This is a genomic window from Streptomyces sp. CB01580, assembly GCF_001905795.1.
In the GTDB taxonomy this organism is placed as follows: domain Bacteria; phylum Actinomycetota; class Actinomycetes; order Streptomycetales; family Streptomycetaceae; genus Streptomyces.
This window is the reverse complement of sequence record NZ_LIXJ01000003.1, coordinates 464,910-481,894: the sequence shown is the minus strand read 5'-3', so window position 1 is coordinate 481,894 and position 16,985 is coordinate 464,910. Positions and strand designations below refer to the sequence as shown.

General features: G+C 71.3%; 16 protein-coding genes and 2 pseudogenes. 13 read left to right on the top strand and 5 right to left on the bottom strand.

The genetic code is table 11. The annotated features are described in order from the left end of the window. Positions 1–66 precede the first annotated feature (66 nt). Positions 67–1,326 carry a Tm-1-like ATP-binding domain-containing protein gene (locus tag AMK22_RS07175; protein ID WP_073782448.1) on the bottom strand — a complete coding sequence of 420 codons (1,260 nt, stop codon included), beginning with the start codon at positions 1,324–1,326 and terminating at the stop codon, positions 67–69. Between the two features lie 104 nt (positions 1,327–1,430). Here AMK22_RS07175 and yczR point away from each other — a divergent pair, with 104 nt between their 5' ends. Continuing rightward, positions 1,431–2,846, top strand: a complete 1,416-nt coding sequence (gene yczR, locus AMK22_RS07170; protein ID WP_073782446.1) for an aminotransferase-like domain-containing protein — start codon at positions 1,431–1,433, stop codon at positions 2,844–2,846. Positions 2,847–3,088: 242 nt separating this feature from the next. Here the strand turns inward: yczR and AMK22_RS07165 are convergent, their stop codons facing one another. Next, positions 3,089–3,475, bottom strand: coding sequence for a VOC family protein (locus tag AMK22_RS07165; protein ID WP_073782444.1), 387 nt, complete (start codon positions 3,473–3,475; stop codon positions 3,089–3,091). 99 nt (positions 3,476–3,574) lie between these two features. On the opposite strand from AMK22_RS07165, the gene AMK22_RS07160 reads away from it, so the two are divergent. Further along, positions 3,575–4,138, top strand: coding sequence for a GNAT family N-acetyltransferase (locus tag AMK22_RS07160; RefSeq protein WP_073782442.1), 564 nt, complete (start codon positions 3,575–3,577; stop codon positions 4,136–4,138). On the opposite strand, the gene AMK22_RS07155 is transcribed toward AMK22_RS07160, so the two are convergent. Next, a complete protein-coding gene (locus AMK22_RS07155; RefSeq protein WP_073782440.1) occupies positions 4,139–4,822 on the bottom strand; it encodes a glycerophosphodiester phosphodiesterase in 684 nt (227 codons plus the stop codon). It abuts the gene before it with no gap. Positions 4,823–5,196: 374 nt separating this feature from the next. On the opposite strand from AMK22_RS07155, the gene AMK22_RS07150 reads away from it, so the two are divergent. The 4 genes from AMK22_RS07150 to AMK22_RS07135 all read left to right on the top strand — a co-directional run bounded on the left by AMK22_RS07150 (position 5,197) and on the right by AMK22_RS07135 (position 9,155). Beyond that, a complete protein-coding gene (locus AMK22_RS07150; protein ID WP_073782438.1) occupies positions 5,197–6,594 on the top strand; it encodes a DUF6421 family protein in 1,398 nt (465 codons plus the stop codon). A gap of 26 nt (positions 6,595–6,620) precedes the next feature. After that, positions 6,621–7,388 carry an SDR family NAD(P)-dependent oxidoreductase gene (locus AMK22_RS07145; RefSeq protein ID WP_073782436.1) on the top strand — a complete coding sequence of 256 codons (768 nt, stop codon included), beginning with the start codon at positions 6,621–6,623 and terminating at the stop codon, positions 7,386–7,388. Further along, positions 7,367–8,446, top strand: coding sequence for a threonine aldolase family protein (locus AMK22_RS07140; protein WP_073782434.1), 1,080 nt, complete (start codon positions 7,367–7,369; stop codon positions 8,444–8,446). Before AMK22_RS07145 ends, AMK22_RS07140 begins: the two co-directional genes overlap by 22 nt. A 109-nt stretch (positions 8,447–8,555) precedes the next feature. Continuing rightward, positions 8,556–9,155 carry a transglutaminase domain-containing protein gene (locus AMK22_RS07135; protein WP_073782432.1) on the top strand — a complete coding sequence of 200 codons (600 nt, stop codon included), beginning with the start codon at positions 8,556–8,558 and terminating at the stop codon, positions 9,153–9,155. Positions 9,156–9,233: 78 nt separating this feature from the next. On the opposite strand, the gene AMK22_RS07130 is transcribed toward AMK22_RS07135, so the two are convergent. Then, positions 9,234–9,956, bottom strand: a complete 723-nt coding sequence (locus AMK22_RS07130) for a lysophospholipid acyltransferase family protein (protein WP_073782430.1) — start codon at positions 9,954–9,956, stop codon at positions 9,234–9,236. Positions 9,957–10,176: 220 nt separating this feature from the next. On the opposite strand from AMK22_RS07130, the gene AMK22_RS07125 reads away from it, so the two are divergent. The 7 genes and pseudogenes from AMK22_RS07125 (at position 10,177) to AMK22_RS07095 (ending at position 16,603) form a co-directional block, all read left to right on the top strand. Continuing rightward, on the top strand, positions 10,177–10,503 hold the full coding sequence (locus AMK22_RS07125; RefSeq protein WP_073782428.1) for a TlpA family protein disulfide reductase: 327 nt from the start codon (positions 10,177–10,179) through the stop codon (positions 10,501–10,503). Positions 10,504–10,719: 216 nt separating this feature from the next. Continuing rightward, a complete protein-coding gene (locus tag AMK22_RS07120) occupies positions 10,720–11,226 on the top strand; it encodes a flavin reductase family protein (protein ID WP_073782426.1) in 507 nt (168 codons plus the stop codon). 269 nt (positions 11,227–11,495) lie between these two features. After that, positions 11,496–12,281 carry an electron transfer flavoprotein subunit beta/FixA family protein gene (locus tag AMK22_RS07115; RefSeq protein ID WP_073782424.1) on the top strand — a complete coding sequence of 262 codons (786 nt, stop codon included), beginning with the start codon at positions 11,496–11,498 and terminating at the stop codon, positions 12,279–12,281. 55 nt (positions 12,282–12,336) lie between these two features. After that, positions 12,337–13,299 (top strand): electron transfer flavoprotein subunit alpha/FixB family protein, encoded by a 963-nt coding sequence (locus AMK22_RS07110; RefSeq protein WP_073782422.1) that lies wholly within the window; start codon positions 12,337–12,339, stop codon positions 13,297–13,299. Between the two features lie 265 nt (positions 13,300–13,564). Then, positions 13,565–13,709: pseudogene (locus AMK22_RS38155) on the top strand (electron transfer flavoprotein subunit alpha/FixB family protein); the annotation flags it as partial. 464 nt (positions 13,710–14,173) lie between these two features. Continuing rightward, entirely contained in the window at positions 14,174–15,328 is a 1,155-nt protein-coding gene (locus tag AMK22_RS07100) for a carboxylate-amine ligase (RefSeq protein ID WP_073782418.1), read from the top strand. Positions 15,329–15,538: 210 nt separating this feature from the next. Beyond that, positions 15,539–16,603 carry a lipoate--protein ligase family protein gene (locus tag AMK22_RS07095; RefSeq protein ID WP_073782416.1) on the top strand — a complete coding sequence of 355 codons (1,065 nt, stop codon included), beginning with the start codon at positions 15,539–15,541 and terminating at the stop codon, positions 16,601–16,603. A 175-nt stretch (positions 16,604–16,778) separates the two neighbouring features. Here the strand turns inward: AMK22_RS07095 and AMK22_RS40620 are convergent. Beyond that, a pseudogene (locus AMK22_RS40620) lies at positions 16,779–16,985 on the bottom strand (hypothetical protein); the annotation flags it as partial.

Here is a 16,985-nt window from a genome sequence, read left to right as displayed (position 1 = left end):
CCTAGGAGACGCGCGTGACATGGGCGGTCACATGGCGCGGGCACGCCGTGCGGGCTCGGACGCCGGTCAGGAGCGGACGCCCGTTTCCGGGTCCGCGGGGGCACAGATCAGCTGGTGAAGACGGTCGGCGGCGGCCACGGCGAAGGCCGGGTCGTTCAGATGCGCGTCCACCTCGCGCAGCTCGACGGCACTGCCCTCCAGTGCCGTGCGCAGGGCCGAGAGCCCGGCCGTGTCGGCCTCCGGATCCCGGAACGGTCCGCCGGGCGCGTCCACCGCGGAGACCCCTCCCAGCGGCCACAGGACCGCCGCCGGGCCCTGGGCCGCGGCCAGCTTCCGCCCCATGAGGGTGCCGAGTTCCGTCATCTCGCCGGCGGTGGTGCGCATCAGGGTCACGGTGGGGTTGTGGACGAGGAGACGGCGCTCGGCGAAGCGTTCCGGAACCGTCTCGCGGGCGCCGAAGTTGACCATGTCCAGGGCGCCGGGGGCCACGACCTGGGGCAGCCCCGCCCGGCCCGCCGCCGTCAGCCGGTCCGGCCCGGCGCTGAGCACGCCGCCGACCAGTTCGTCCGCGAGCTCGGTGGTCGTCAGGTCCAGGACGCCCGCCAGGAACCCCCCGGCGGCGAGCTTCTCCAGGGCCCGTCCCCCCGCGCCCGTGGCGTGGAAGACCAGCACCTCGTAACCCAGCTCGTCCAGACGCCGCCGGGCGGCGTCGACCGCGGGCGTGGTCACGCCGAACATGCTGGCACCGATCAGCGGCCGTCCCTGCGGATGCGACCGGTTCACGCTCCGCTCGTGGTGGGCGGCCATCCCGGCAGCCGCCGCCACCGCGTTCCCCAGGATCAGGGACGACACCGAGTTGATGCCCGCGACGTCGACCACGCTGTACATCATGGTGACGTCGCTGCTGCCCACGTACGGCGACACGTCCCCGCTCGCCATGGTGGAGACCAGCAGTTTCGGCACGCCGACGGGCAGCGCCTGCATGGCGCGGGCGGCGATGAACGAGCCGCCGCTGCCGGCGACCGCCAGGACCGCGTGCAGCCGCCCCTCCCGGTGCAGGTCGCCGACGACCAGTTCGACGCCCTCGGCCATGGCGGTCACGGCCGCCCCACGGTCTCCGGCGGCGCGCAGCGCGTCCAGATCGTGCCCGGCACGCCGCGCCACGGCGGCGGCGTCGACGTCACTCGCGGGGCCGTCCTGCGGCGGCGGCAGCACGCCCGCGTCGACGAGCACGACGTCGCATCCCGACTCGCGCAGCCGCGCCGACAGCCACGCGTACTCCGCTCCCTTGGTGTCCAGTGTTCCGACGAGCACGACGGTCGCCATGTTCTGCTCCTTCGCAACGGCGTTCTCCCGATCATGTGCCCGCGGCCGGAGGGCGACCAGGACCACTTGAGGGCAATTGGCCTGTGCCGGGTGATGATGAACGCATGGACCGCATTCCTCCCACCCGCCTGTCGCGTCTGCTGACCGGGTGGTCCAAGGGCGGCGCGGGCGCGTTGCCGCAGCTGCTCGCCGAGGCGCTGCGGGAGCTGGCGGAGCGCGGGGACGTCGCTCCCGGCACCGTGCTGCCCTCGCAACGGGCCCTCGCGACCGCGCTCGGGGTCGGCCGCTCCACGGTGACGGCCGCGTACGGGCTGCTGGAGGCCGACGGATGGCTGGAGAGCCGGCAGGGCAGCGGCTCCCGGCTGCGGGGATCGGGAGGCGTGGGCGAACCGGCGACCGAGGGGCGGCTGGCCAGTTTCGGCACGAGGGACGACGGCATCGACCTCTCCAGCGGCGCGCTGGACGGCCTGCCGATGGTGGCGTCGGCGGCCGGATCCCTGACCGCCCGCGACCTCACCGCGGCGCTGGCCTACGACGGGTACCTGCCGTACGGGCTGCCCGAGCTGCGCGAGGCGATCGCCGGCTACCACCGCGCGGCCGGCCTGCCCACCACGCCGGAGCAGATCCTCGTCACCGCCGGGTCCCAGCAGGCCGTCTGGCTGATCACCCAGGGACTGGTCGAGCCGGGGGACACCGTGATCGTCGAGGACCCGACCTATCGCGGCGCCCTCGAAGCCCTGCGGGCCCGCGGCGCCCGGCTGGTCCCGCTGGCGGCCGACGCCTCCCACCGCGACGCCGCCGTCCTGGCCCGGCTGTCCGGGCACGTGCGCCCACGCCTCGTCTATCTGCAGCCGTCCGTCCACAACCCCACCGGGCGCAGCATGGACGAGCACACGCGCCGGGCCTGGGCGGCCGTTCTCACCGAGCAGGGCCTGTACGCCGTGGAGGACAACGCGTACGCGGAACTGGCCCTGGACCACGACGAGGCGCCCGTCTCGCTGGCCTCCCGGCTGCCGCCCGCCGGGTCCGCCACCATCGGCACCCTGTCCAAGCTGTTCTGGGGCGGTCTGCGGCTGGGCTGGATCCGCTCCTCCACGACCGTCGTCCGCCGACTGGCCGACATCAAGAGGTCCGTCGACCTGTCCTGCCCGGTGGTCGAGCAGATGCTGGCCGTGCGTCTGCTCCAGCAACTGCCCGAGGCCCGCGCCCGGCGCCGCTCCCGGCTGCGCGAACGCCTGGCGGAGACCGAACGTCTCCTGCGCGCGCAGGGGACCGGATGGCGGTGGGAACGGCCTGCCGGGGGGTCGGCCCTCTGGGTGGAGATGCCCGGCGCCGATGCCGAGGCCACGGCACAACTGGCCCGCCGTGCGGGCGTCCTGATCGTGCCGGGTCCCGCCTTCTCCGCCGTGGACGGTTTCCGGCACCACCTGCGCCTCCCGTTCGCGGACGACGACGGCGCCCTGGAGCGGGCCCTGCCCGTGCTGGTCGACTGCGCCGGACGCAGCCGCGCCCCGCGCTGAGGCCGCCCCGAGGCCCGCGCCGCCGGAGCCGGTCGCCGTGCGGCCGCCGCCGAGTGGCGGATGCCGAGCCGGTCCCTCAGAGCCTGTCGGGTGACCTTCGATCGGAGAGCGGACGTGGCGTGGTGCGTGCGATCCCAAGGCGCCGGGATGTCCTCGTAGCGGAGCTACTAGGGCATTTCGGCAACGCCGGAAGCGTGCGTGCCACGCCACGTCCGCCCGATCAGAGGTCACCCGACAGGCTCTCAGGGGCGGTGGCGCAGCGGATGGTCCGCCGGGACCTCCACCACGGCGATCCGGTGCCCGTCCGGGTCGCGCATCCACATCTCGACGAGCCCCCACGGTTCGCGCAGCGGTGGTCTCAGCACCTCGACCCCGCGGGCCGACAGCTCCTCGTGCGCCGCGTGCACGTCCGCGACCTGCAGCCACAGCGCGAGACTCGGCACCGGCGGCCCGTCCGCGCGTCCGGACACCTCCAGGAAGCCGCCGCCGAGGAAGTAGACCGTGCCCCGCTCGGGCCCGGTCCCGAACTCCCGGTACACGGGCAGTCCGAGCGACTCCCCGTAGAAGGCGCGCGACCGTTCGGGATCGGTGGGACGCAGCAGGATCCGGCTGCTCAGCACATGAACCATGCGGCGGACTCTATGCCTGCCCCACCCCGCCGCCCGCCGTGCGACACCGGGTTACGCTGCTGCGGCACGTCCGCAGCCGAGGAACGGAGAATCGCCGTCATGGACATGGCCCCCACCCAGGATTCGGGACGGCTGACGTTCCGCGACGCGGTCGACGCCGATGTTCCCGTCCTCGTGGCGCTGGTCGAATCGGCGTACCGGGGCGACTCCAGCCGGGTCGGGTGGACCACCGAGGCGGACATCCTCGACGGGCAGCGCACCGACCCCGACGGCGTCCGCCAGGTCGTCGAGGCCCCTGGCAGCCGACTGCTCGTGGTGGAGCGCGACGGCGCGGTCGTCGCCTGCTGCCAGCTCGAACGCCGGGGCGACGCGGCCTACTTCGGGATGTTCGCGGTCCGCCCCGACCTCCAGGGCGCCGGGCTCGGCAAGGTGGTCATCGCCGAGGCCGAGCGCGCCGTACGGGAGGACTGGGGGGCGGCCGAGATGCACATGACCGTGATCTCGGTGCGGGAGGAGCTGATCGCCTGGTACGAGCGCCGCGGCTATCGCCGTACGGGAAGGACGAGCCCGTTCCCCTACGGCGACGAGCGCTTCGGCATCCCGCAGCGCGACGACCTCGCGTTCGAACTCCTGATCAAGAACCTGGTCCGGCCGGAGTGTTGATCAGGCGGTGAAGCGGACGGCGCGGCGGATCTCCGGATGGTCCGTGGTGGCGCCGTCCAGCCGCAGGGCGCGTACCAGTCGCAGATGGTCCTGGGTGTTCACCACCCAGCCGATGACCTTCAGCCCCTCGGCGTGCGCCCGCTCGACCATCTCCAGGGTGAGGCGGCGGATGTTCAGCGCCAGCGTCGCCGCACCCACCGCCTTCGCCCGCTCCACCGCATCGTCCTGCCGCCGGCTCGCGATGAGAACGGTCCTCACCCCCGGCACCAGCCGGGCGATCTCGGCGACCGCCCCGTCGTGGAACGACGAGACCTCGACCCGTTCGACGAGGCCGCGCCGCAGCATCACCTCCGCCAGCGCGCGGGCCGCCGCCGCGTCTTTGATCTCCGCCTGGAGCGGGGACCGCACGGCATCGAGGACCTCCTCGAAGACCGGCACCCGCTCGCCCTGTCCGGCGTCGAGCTCGCGCAGTTCGGCGAGGGTCTTCCCGACGATCGGGCCGCTGCCGTCCGTCGTGCGGTCCACGTCGGCGTCGTGCATGACGGCCAGCGCGCCGTCCTTGCTCAGGTGCAGGTCCAGTTCGATCGCGTCCATCCCGGCCCGTTCCGCGTGGACGAACGACCGCAGGGTGTTCTCCGGCTCGACACCCATCACTCCGCGATGACCGATGGTGAGAAAAGACAAGGCGACTCGCTTCCGTAGACGGTGTTCCTCCGCATGCGGCTCCTACCCGCCGGGTGCCGGGTCATCACGGCCGTCCGGCGTCCGGGCGAACCGGCCCGGTCCGTACGCCGACAGGGGAGGCGGACTGTGCCACCCGTGCGCGGGCGCGCGTCCGGCGCGTGCGGGACCGCTCGGGCGTACCCGTGTGCGACGGAGCGGAGCTGCGGCCACCGGAGCCTCCGCTTCCGACGGAAGTGCTCCCTCCACAGTTTTGCGCAGGAAGAATCGCGGTGACATCGCGAGCGCGCAGGATAATTTACTGAGATCCACTTGTCTGGAGTAACCACGCACGGATACGGTGATTTGACGCGAGGTTCTCCTGTGGAGGAAGTGTTATGACGGAAATTCTTGTGCACGACGCCGCCGCAGGAGGTATTGCTGCGGAGCAGCCGGTGGTCGACCACCCTGCCTGGCCCCTCCTCAAGGACGCCGTGGAGGAGATCCGTCCCTGGCAGTCGAAGGACGGTTCCATCGACTTCGACGCGGAGGGCGCCCCGTCCCGCGCGACCGCCGAGGCGACGCTGGACCGCGTGATCTCCGCGGTCGAGGAGCTCGCCCCGCTGCTCCCGCACGACGCCGCCTACCACCGGGCCCTCGTCGCCGACCTGCGCCGCTGGGCCGCGGACGGCTTCGGCGTGCCGGACTTCCTCGACTCGCTGCTCGCCTTCCAGCCCGCCCAGGGGCGTGCCGACGGGGTGCAGCACCTGGTCGTCTTCGCGATGTACACCCAGAACGGCAACCCGGACCGCAACCTCGAGGCCGTCGTGCTGCGGATGGTCTGGCCCGAGTGGCTCGCCGAGCTGGAGGCCACCCGCTACGACAACCCGCTCTTCTGCGGCATCACGTTCGAGGACTTCACCTCGGGCTACGACACCAACTCCGCGGTGCTCTTCCCGGAGACCGTCGCCGTGCGCGAGGCCCCCGAACGCTTCAGCTGGGGCGGAATCTTCTGCGACCGCGAGGCCGCCCGGTTCCGCCGGGTCACCGAGGCCGCCGTCGGCATCCTCGGCGTCGATCTGCCCGGCGACATCCGCGAGATGGTCGCGGACCAGCAGCGCTGCGAGCAGGCGTTCGTGCTCTGGGACATGATCCACGACCGTGCGCACAGCCACGGCGACCTGCCCTTCGACCCCTTCATGATCAAGCAGCGGCAGCCGTTCTGGATGTACGGGCTGGAGGAGCTGCGCTGCGACCTCACCGCCTTCAAGGAGGCCGTGCAGCTGGAGGCCGACGGCTTCCCGCAGGGCCGCGACGTCCAGTACGCCGTGCTGTTCGACCGGATGTTCCGCTTCCCCGTCACCGGCGAGCGCGTCCGCAACTACGACGGCCTGGGCGGACAGCTGCTCTTCGCCTACCTCCACAAGCACGACGTGATCCGCTGGACCGACAACACGCTGCGGATCGACTGGGAACGCGCCCCGCGGATCACCAACCAGCTGTGCGCCGAGATCGAGAAGCTGTACCGCGACGGCATCGACCGCCCCAAGCTCGTGCACTGGTTCGCCGCGTACGAACTCGTCTCCACCTACCTCGCCCCGCACCCGGGCTCCCGCTGGGCGAAGGGACCCGAGGCACTGGACCTGTCGCTGCCGCCGCGTAAGCTCGTCGACGAGGTGCTTCCGGACGAGTTTCCCCTGAGCATGTTCTATGAGGCGCTCTCCAAGAAGCTGAAGAACGTGATCGCCTCGACCAAGGGGATCACCGCCGCGGGTGCCGAGAGGGCAGCCGCGTGAGCGCCGGGGCAGAGGAGGCGGTGGCCATGAACGGGAACGGCACGGGCAACGGGAGCGGTGCCCTCGAAGGTGCCGTGGTCGCGGTCGCCGGGGCCGCCGGCCCGGCGGGCCGGGCTGCGCTGCTGAGGCTCGCGGAGGCAGGCGCCACCGTCGTGGCCTCCGACGCCGACGCGGCACGCCTGGCCGAGGCGGTCGACGCCGCGCGCTACGCCCACGGCGGAGCCACCGTCACCGGTGACACGGTCGATCTGCTGGACCTCGCCGCCACCCGCGACTGGGCGGACAAGACGGAGAAGGAGTTCGGCAGGATCGACGGTCTGGTCCACCTCGTCGGCGGCTGGCGCGGCAGCGCCGGCTTCGCCGAGACCGACCTCGCCGACTGGAACCTGCTGGAGAAGCTGCTGATCCGCACCGTCCAGCACACCTCGCTGGCCTTCCACGCGGGACTGCAGCGCAGCGACCGCGGGCGCTACGTGCTGATCAGCGCGGCCGGGGCGAGCCAGCCCACTGCGGGAAACGCGGCCTATTCCGCGTCGAAGGCGGCCGCCGAGGCATGGACGCTCGCCCTCGCGGACGCGTTCCGCAAGGCGGGGGGCGAGGAGGGGCCCAGGTCCGCGGCTGCGATCCTGGTGGTCAAGGCACTGGTGCACGACGCGATGCGCGCCGAGCGCCCGAATGCGAAATTCGCGGGCTTCACCGACGTCAAGGATCTGGCCGATGCCATCGTCGGCGTCTGGGACCGGCCCGCCCCGGAAGTGAACGGAAAGCGCCTGTGGCTGACCCCACAACCGTAAGGACCGACGCGCGACGCCACCACGACCCGCAGGTACGCGGCTTCGCCAGTGACAACTACGCGGGCACGCATCCGGAGATCCTCGCGGCCATCGCCCTCGCCAACGGCGGTCACCAGATCGCCTATGGCGAGGACGAGTACACCGGGCATCTCCAGCGCGTCATGCACAGTCACTTCGGCCCCACCGCCGAAGCCTTCCCGGTCTTCAACGGAACCGGCGCCAACGTCGTCTCCCTCCAGGCGATGACCGACCGCTGGGGCGCCGTCATCTGCGCCGAGTCCGCCCACATCAACGTCGACGAGGGCGGCGCCCCGGAGCGCGTGGGCGGCCTCAAGCTGCTCACCGTCCCCACGCCGGACGGCAAGCTCACCCCCGAGCTCATCGACCGGCAGGCGTACGGCTGGGACGACGAGCACCGCGCCATGCCGCAGGTCGTCTCGATCACCCAGAACACCGAACTCGGCACGGTCTACACGCCCGACGAGATCCGCGCCATCTGCGACCACGCCCACGGTCACGGCATGAAGGTCCACCTGGACGGGGCCCGGATAGCCAATGCCGCGGCGTCGCTGGACGTGCCGATGCGCACGTTCACCAACACCGTCGGCGTCGACGTCCTCTCGTTCGGCGGCACCAAGAACGGGGCGATCTTCGGCGAGGCCGTGGTCGTGCTCGACCCGGACGCCGTGCGCGCCATGAAGCATCTGCGCAAGCTGTCGATGCAGCTCGCCTCCAAGATGCGTTTCGTCTCCGTGCAGTTGGAGGCGCTGCTCGCCGGGGACCTCTGGCTGCGCAACGCCCGGCACGCCAACGCCATGGCCCAGCGCCTGGCGGAGGGCGTGCGCGGGGTGGACGGCGTGGAGATCCTCCATCCCGTCCAGGCCAACGCCGTCTTCGCGCGGCTGCCGCACGAGGTGAGCGAACGGCTCCAGAAGCGCTTCCGCTTCTACTTCTGGGACGAGGCCGCCGGGGACGTGCGCTGGATGTGCGCCTTCGACACGACGGAGGAGGACGTGGACGCGTTCGTCCTCGCGCTGAAGGAAGAGATGGCCAGGTGACGCCGTCCGAGGACGCGTCACGGTCCAGAGAGTCATAGTTCTGAATAGGTATGCGGTCGGTCGGAAAGTCATTGACTCCCGGCCGGCCGCCTGCCTACGCTCGGCGATCATGCAGCTGATTCAGCACGTGCCGAAACTTTCCGCGTATCTCGCCGCCGACGAGGCCATCGATCACGAGCACCCGCTCGTGCGACAAACGGTCGCCGAACTCTGCGGCGACACCTCCGACGCATACACATACGCGGCCGCCGCCTTCGTCCACGTGCGTGACACCATCGCGCACTCCGGCGACGCGGGGAAGGCGGACGTCACCTGGCGCGCCTCCGACGTCCTCGCCGCGCGCCACGGCATCTGCCACGCCAAGGCGCACGCCCTGGCCGCCCTCCTGCGCGCGGCCGGCATCCCCACCGCCCTCTGCTACCAGCGGCTCGCCGACGCCCACGGATCCCCCGGCCCCGTGCACGGCCTCGTCGCGGTCCGGCTGCCCGGCCGCGACCGCTGGGACCGCCAGGACGCCCGGGGCAACAAGCCGGGGGTCGACGCCCGGTTCTCGCTCGACGGCGAACGGCTGGCATGGCCCGTCCGGCCCGGGTTCCACGAGACGGACTACCCGACGCTCCACGCGGCACCGCACCCGGCGGTGCTGAGCGCCCTGAGGTCCGCCGCGGACCGCGCGCAGCTCTGGCACACGCTCCCCACGGAACTCTGAGCTTCCTCGCGGAACTCCGGGCCCGACCGTCGCCGATGCCCGGAGTGACGTTTCAGCCGGGAGCGGGGGCGATGCGTGTCAGCCCCGGGCGCGTACCTCGGCCGGGGTCGGCGCGGTGCCCCCGAGGTGCGCGGGGACCCACCAGGTGTCGCTCGCGTCCCTCGGACGCACGGGGTAGGCGCGCTGGGCCGCTTCGAGAAGCTCCTGCACCCGCTCCCGCAGCCGCCGGGTGATGGCCCCCGCGTACTGGTCGGCGGGCGCCTCCACCGCCTCGCCCACCCGGATCGTCACGGGCAGGTGGTCGCGCTTGAAGTTGCGCGGCCGTCCCTTGGTCCACAGCCGCTGCGTGCCCCACACCGCCGTCGGGATCAGGGGCACACCGGCCTCCTGGGCCAGCCGGGCGGCCCCCGACTTGAAGCTCTTCAGCGTGAACGACTCCGAGATGGTGGCCTCGGGGAAGACACCGACGATCTCGCCGGAGCGCAGCGACGCGAGCGCGTGGGCATAGGCTTCCTCGCCCTGCTTGCGGTCCACGGGAATGTGCTTCATCCCGCGCATCAGCGGTCCGGAGATGCGGTGCCGGAAGACCGACTCCTTCGCCATGAAGCGGACGAGACGCTTCTGCGGCAGTGCGGCGAGACCGGTGAAGATGAAGTCCAGGTAGCTGATGTGATTGCAGACCAGCACGGCGCCACCGGTCTTCGGGATGTGCTCCGAACCCCGAGCGTCGATCTTCAGGTCCAGCGCCTTGAACAAAGTGCGAGCGGCGCCGATGACCGGTCGATAGACGAGTTCTGCCATCTCTGGGGAGACCCTTCTTCAGCGCCTGAGGAGGGTTCTCCCGGCGGAAGTTACGCAGCCGTAGGTTTGCGGCATCGGGCCGATCGTGCCCCATGCGCGACGCGGTGGCCAGTCCTCGCGGGCGCGGGAGGCGAGATTCTCGTCACGTGCGGCCGGTCGGGAATGTTCCCGTACCACGCGGCGCTGCCCTCTTGGGAGGGGCGACGACGGGAGGGCGACGGTGGACGGGCGGACGCACGGGAGCGCGCTGGACGCGGCCCGACTCGGCGCGGAACTGGGGGAGAGGGCGACCCTGGTGCAGTTCTCCACCGCGTTCTGTCAGCCCTGCCGGGCCACGCGTCGAGTCCTCGCCGAGGTGGCGCGCATGGTCGACGGCGTCGCCCATGTCGAGGTCGACGCGGAGGCGCGCCTGGCTCTCGTGCGTGAGCTGGGGATCACCAGGACACCGACCGTGCTGGTGCTCGACGCGGGCGGGCGGATCGTCCGCAGGGCCGTCGGACAGCCGCGCACCGTCGACGTCGTCGCGGCACTGGGCGAGGCGATGTGACGGACCGTGACGCATCTCCCACCTCGCGGAACGTACTTGACCAGGCCTGATGCGAATCGTCAGTCTGACGCCATGCCTCCGCAACTCCTTCTCCACGATCGGGTCCACGTGGACCTCGCCCGCGATGTCAGTGTGCGCTGTCCGGGTGCCTGAGCACCCACGGCCCCGTACGCCTCTTCGCAGAAGGACTTCTCCATGACGGCTTCACCCGAGTCCATGACGGCTTCACCCGGGCTCGGCACCGCCCGCCCGGCCTCTCCCGACCTTCTCCGCTCGGTCTTCCGACGACACGCCGCGGGGGTGGCGGTGATCACGGCCGCGGCCGGCCGGCCCGTCGGCTTCACCGCCACCTCCCTCAACTCCGTCGCCGCCGAACCTCCGCTGGTCTCCTTCGGCGTGGGGACCTCGTCGTCCAGTTGGCCGGTCGTCTCCGAGGCGGAGCACATCGGCGTCCACATACTCGGGGAGCACCAGGAGGAGCTGGCCGCCACGTTCGCCCGCAGCGGCGCCGACCGGTTCGGCCCGTCCACCGGCTGGCGCAGCGGGCCGCAGGGGGTGCCGGTCCTGGACGGCGTGCTGGCGTGGCTGGTGTGCCGCGTGGTGGCCCGGATCCCGGCGGGTGACCACCGGATCGTGATCGCCGAGGCCGTGGTGGGAGATCCGGCCGGTGGCGGGCGTCCGCTCCTCTACCACCAGGGCCGGTTCAACGCGCTGCGGGACTGAGGCGTCCGGGCGGCACGCGGACGCGCCCCCCCGGCGGCGCCCCGGACGGGATCCGGGGAGGCGCCGGGCGGCGCCCCGTGCCCTGCCGACCCGTCGTACGTCGGCCAGATCACATTCCAAGCGCTTGCTCATACGCCACCCACTGGCTGTACTGGTTAGTAATATTTCCTTCGGAGCGCGGGGTGCCCCGACCGGAAACCGCACCATCAGGCGCCTATGCTGCGTGCAACAGGGCAGCCCGGAAAAGACGATGCAGTAGGAGAGCCGGCGTGAGCTTGAGGATCGTTGTCTGTGTGAAGTATGTGCCGGATGCGACGGGTGACCGGCGTTTCTCGGATGATCTGACGGTGGACCGTGAGGATGTGGATGGTCTGTTGTCGGAGTTGGACGAGTACGCGGTGGAGCAGGCGTTGCGGATCGCGGAGGGTGCCGGTGATGCCGAGGTGACGGTGTTGACGGTGGGTCCGGAGGATGCGCGGGATGCGTTGCGCAAGGCGTTGTCGATGGGTGCGGACAGGGCGGTTCATGTCGAGGACGAGTCTGTGCATGGTTCGGATGTGATGGGTACGTCGTTGGTGGTGGCGAGGGCGGTGGAGAAGGCCGGGTTCGATCTGGTGGTTGCTGGTATGGCGTCGACGGATGGTGGTGGGGGTGTGGTTCCGGCGTTGCTGGCGGAGCGGTTGGGGGTGGCGCAGGTGACGTTGTTGTCGGAGGTGTCGGTGGAGGGTGGTGTGGTGCGGGGGCGGCGTGATGGCGATGTGGCCTCGGAGTGGCTGGAGGCGTCGTTGCCGGCGGTGGTGTCGGTGACGGACCAGTCGGGTGAGGCGCGGTATCCGTCGTTCAAGGGGATCATGGCGGCGAAGAAGAAGCCGGTGGTGTCGTGGGATCTGGATGATCTGGGTGTGGAGGCCGGGGAGGTGGGTCTGGGTGGTGCGTTCACCCGGGTCGTTTCCGTGGCGGAGCGTCCGGCGCGGACGGTGGGTACGGTCGTGACGGACGAGGGTGAGGGTGGCCGGCAGGTTGCCGAGTTCCTCGCGGGCCGGAAGTTCATCTGACGGCGCGTGCTGTGCGTGGCTGTTCCTCAATTCATCGTGGCGGGAGTTGTTTTCCATGGCTGAAGTGCTTGTCTTTGTCGATCATGTGGATGGTGTGGTTCGCAAGCCCACGCTGGAGTTGTTGACGCTGGCGCGTCGTGTGGGTGAGCCGGTTGCGGTGGCGTTGGGTGCGGGGGCCGGCGCGACGGCGGGTGTGCTGGGTGAGCACGGTGCGGTGCGGGTGCTGGTGGACGAGGCTCCGGAGTACGGGGAGTTCCTGGTCGTGCCGAAGGTGGATGCGCTGCGGGCGGCTTGTGAGGCGGTGTCGCCGGTGGCGGTGCTGGTGGTGTCGTCGGCGGAGGGCAAGGAGGTTGCGGCGCGTCTGGCGTTGCGGACGGGTTCGGGTCTGCTGACCGATGTGGTGGATGTGGAGGCCGGGGAGGGGGGTGTGGTGGTGACGCAGTCGGTGTTCGCGGCGTCGTTCACCACGCGGTCCCGGGTGGTGCGGGGTGGTGCGGTGGTGACGGTCAAGCCGAACAGTGCGTCGGTGGAGCCGGTCGCGGCGGCGGGTGAGGTCGTGGCGTTGGAGGTGTCGTTCTCGCAGGGGGCGTCGGGGACGCGGGTGACGGGGCGTGAGGCGCGTGAGTCGACGGGGCGTCCGGAGCTGACCGAGGCCGCGATCGTGGTGTCGGGCGGGCGGGGTGTGAACGGTGCGGAGAACTTCGCGTTGATCGAGGCGCTCGCGGACAGTCTGGGTGCGGCGGTGGGTGCGTCGCGTGCGGCGGTGGACGCGGGCTGGTATCCGCATTCCGCGCAGGTGGGGCAGACGGGCAAGTCGGTCTCGCCGCAGTTGTACATCGCGTCGGGGATCTCCGGGGCGATCCAGCACCGGGCGGGTATGCAGACCTCGAAGACGATCGTCGCGATCAACAAGGACGCCGAGGCGCCGATCTTCGATCTCGTCGACTACGGCGTGGTCGGTGACCTGTTCCAGGTCGTGCCCCAGCTCACCGACGAGATCAAGGCCCGCAAGGGCTGACAGCGCGGGCTCCCCTGCCGTTGTCCCGGTCCGGGGCCGTGTGGTGACTTCCCACCACACGGCCCCGGACCTTTTCCGATCACCATTGACGCCGAATCGACGGCCTTATAGCTTCGCTATCCGGATTGTTGATTCCGTGAAGCGGAAACCGTCTGATGGTGGAGGGTGTGCAATGGGTCAGCAGGAGCAGGTGGCGACGAGCCTCGCCGGTACGGTCGGCGAGGAGATCGGCGCCTCCCTCACCGCCGTCGACGCCGAACTCGCNGGGTATGCAGACCTCGAAGACGATCGTCGCGATCAACAAGGACGCCGAGGCGCCGATCTTCGATCTCGTCGACTACGGCGTGGTCGGTGACCTGTTCCAGGTCGTGCCCCAGCTCACCGACGAGATCAAGGCCCGCAAGGGCTGACAGCGCGGGCTCCCCTGCCGTTGTCCCGGTCCGGGGCCGTGTGGTGACTTCCCACCACACGGCCCCGGACCGCTTTCTGCACGGTGGCGCACCGGGGCGCTTACGACCCCGCCCACGATGGTCAGCGGCGTCGCAGCGTCCGGGGCCTCCGCCTCCGGCGTTGTCGTCGGTTGCCGACGCTCCGCGTCGACTCCCTCCTCCGCCTCGGATTCGAAGGCCCCGGACACCGCTCCTTCTCCCACCGCCAATCGTGGGCGAGGTCGATACCCGTTCGGGGGGCGGCCTGGTCAGCCCGGCCCGAACATGCAACCCTGACCCGGCCCCACGTTGCCCGACGCACCGTCAGCACGTGCCCTCACCAACGTGACCCGGGCCGCGGGGCGGTTCCTCTGCCCGACCGGTCACGTCGACACCAGCTTTCTGATGCGGGGAAGCACCTCCGCCCCGCAGGAACGGAGTCGCACATGGCACACGGTCGCACCAACCCGCTGAACGCGCACCACGACGACGCCCCGCTCACCTTCGGCATCGAGGAGGAGTTCCTCCTGCTGCACCCGGAGACGAGCCGTCCGGCGGCACAGGCGCCCCTCGTCCTGCGTACCGCCGCTCCCGCCGCCCCCGCGGCCGGCACGCTGACCGAGGAGATCACGCGGTTCCAGTTGGAGGCCGCCACTCCGGTCTGTCGCTTCGCCGACCAGGCCCACCACCATCTCGCGGCGGCCCGGCGCGCGCTGGCCGAGGCGGCTCAGCGGCACGGCCTCGGTCTCGTCGCCGCCGGCTGTGCCCCGTACGGCACCCCCGTACCGCTCCCGCTGGCCGACAAGCCCCGCTATCGGCACATCAGCAACCGGTTCGGCGATCTGGTGGAGTCCCACACCGTGTGCGGCTGCCACGTCCACATCGGCATGCCCGATCTGCCCACCGCCCTCGCCGTCTCCAACCATCTGCGGCCCCATCTGCCCACCCTGCTCGCGCTGAGCGCCAACTCGCCCTTCTACCAGGGGCGGGACACCGGTCACGCCAGCTGGCGCAACATCCTCTGGTCCCGCCTCCCCTCGTCCGGTCCCCCGCCGCTGTACCGCACCCCCGACGACTACCACCACGCCGTCGACGCGTTGCTCGACGGCGGCGCCGCCCTCGACCCGGGGATGGTGTACTGGTTCATCCGGCCCGCCCCGCGCCTGCCCACCCTGGAGATACGCGTCGCCGACGTGGCCGCCACCGCCGAGGAGGCACTGCTGCTCGCACTCCTCGTCCGGGGACTGGCCACCGCCGCGCTCCAGGCCGTCGCGGACGACCGCCCCGCCGCCGAGGTACCCGACCGGGTTCTCCGTCTCGCCCTGTGGCGGGCCGCGCACGACGGCCTGGAGGGGAACGGCGTGGACACCACGACCGGCGCCCTGGCACCCGCCCGCGCCCTGCTCGACCGCATGATGAAGGCCGCGCTGCCCGGTCTGGACGCCTGCGGCGACACCACCGTCGTCACCGGCCTCGTCGACCGGCTGCTCCGCTGCGGCAGCGGGGCACATCGTCAGCGGGCCGCTCACGCCCGCGAAGGCAGGATCAGCGATGTCACCGCCCTGCTCGTCGAGCAGACCCGCGCTCCACTGCCCGCGTAGCACCCCGCCGGAACTCAGCGGCCCCGGGGGACCGTCAGCTCTGTCAGGGCCGTCAGGACCGCTGGGAACCGTGTCGGGACCCGCTCGTTCTCGGCTCGGCGGGGCCGTCCGGTGCGCAAATCGCACGGATTAGACTCCACGGCAGCGGCGTCGTCACGCACGGGTCGGCGCCCGAGTACACGAGAGGCCGTCGGGTCTGGAGGCATGGCTGTGCACGGTGAGTACAAGATCCCCGGCGGCAAGCTCGTCGTCGTCGATCTGGATGTCGAGGGCGGGGCGCTGCGGAACGTACGGGTGGCCGGGGACTTCTTCCTGGAACCCGACGAGGCGATCCTGGCGATCGACGCGGCGCTGGAGGGCGCTCCGGCGAACACGGACACCGCCGGGCTCGCCGCTCGGATCGACGCGGTCCTCCCGGACTCGACGGTGATGCTGGGCCTCACCACCGAGGGAGTCGCCGTCGCCGTGCGCCGGGCCCTCGCGCAGGCCACCGAGTGGAGCGACTACGACTGGCGGCTCATCCACGAGGGCCCGCAGTCCCCCGCCCTCCACATGGCGCTCGACGAGGTCATCACCGCCGAGGTGGCCGCGGGTCGTCGCCCTCCGACGCTGCGGGTCTGGGAGTGGTCCTCCCCCGCCGTGATCATCGGGAGCTTCCAGTCCCTGCGCAACGAGGTCGATCCGGCCGGTGCCGAACGGCACGGTGTCACGGTGGTCCGGCGGGTGTCCGGTGGCGGCGCCATGTTCGTGGAGCCCGGCAACACCATCACGTACTCGCTGTCCGTCCCGGAATCCCTGGTCTCCGGCCTGTCGTTCGCCGACAGTTACGCCTATCTCGACGACTGGGTGCTCGGGGCGCTCGGCGACATGGGCATCAAGGCCTGGTACCAGCCGCTGAACGACATCGCGACCGAGGTCGGGAAGATCGCCGGTGCGGCCCAGAAGCGCATCGTGGGCGCCGGCGGCGGTCCCGGTGCCGTGCTGCACCACGTGACCATGTCCTACGACATCGACGCGGACAAGATGCTCGACGTCCTGCGCATCGGCAAGGAGAAGATGTCCGACAAGGGAACGAAGAGCGCCAAGAAGCGCGTCGACCCCCTCCGTCGGCAGACCGGTCTCCCGCGCGAGACCGTCATCGACAACATGATCGAGTCCTTCCGCAGGCGCCACGGCCTCACCCCGGGCGAGGTCACCCCGGAGGAGATGGCCAGGGCCGAGGAGCTCGTACGCACCAAGTTCACCACCGACGAATGGACCGCCCGGGTGCCGTGACCGCCCTGGTCCCATGACCTGGCCGGGACCGCCCCCGCCACGACACCGCCCCGCCGGTCGCGCACTGCGTGCGACCGGCGGGGCGGTGTCGGTTTCGATGTCGGTGTGCCGCTGTCGGGGAGCGGCTTCGAGGCCGCGCGTCCGCAGAAGCGGGCGGTCCCGAGGGCGCCGACGTCTACAGGTCGGCGGTGCCGGTCAGGCTCCGTCCGGTTTCCTGCTGCCGCGGCACAGCGGTCCGGGCCTGCGAGGTCCCGGCCTCCCCCGCCTCGTTCCCGGGCTCCGTGGCCTGCCCCGCCGACAGCCGGGCCGCGAACCGGGGCCAGGCGAAGAGGACGACGGGGAAGATGGCATAGCCGATGCGGGTGGCCGGGGACAGCACGAT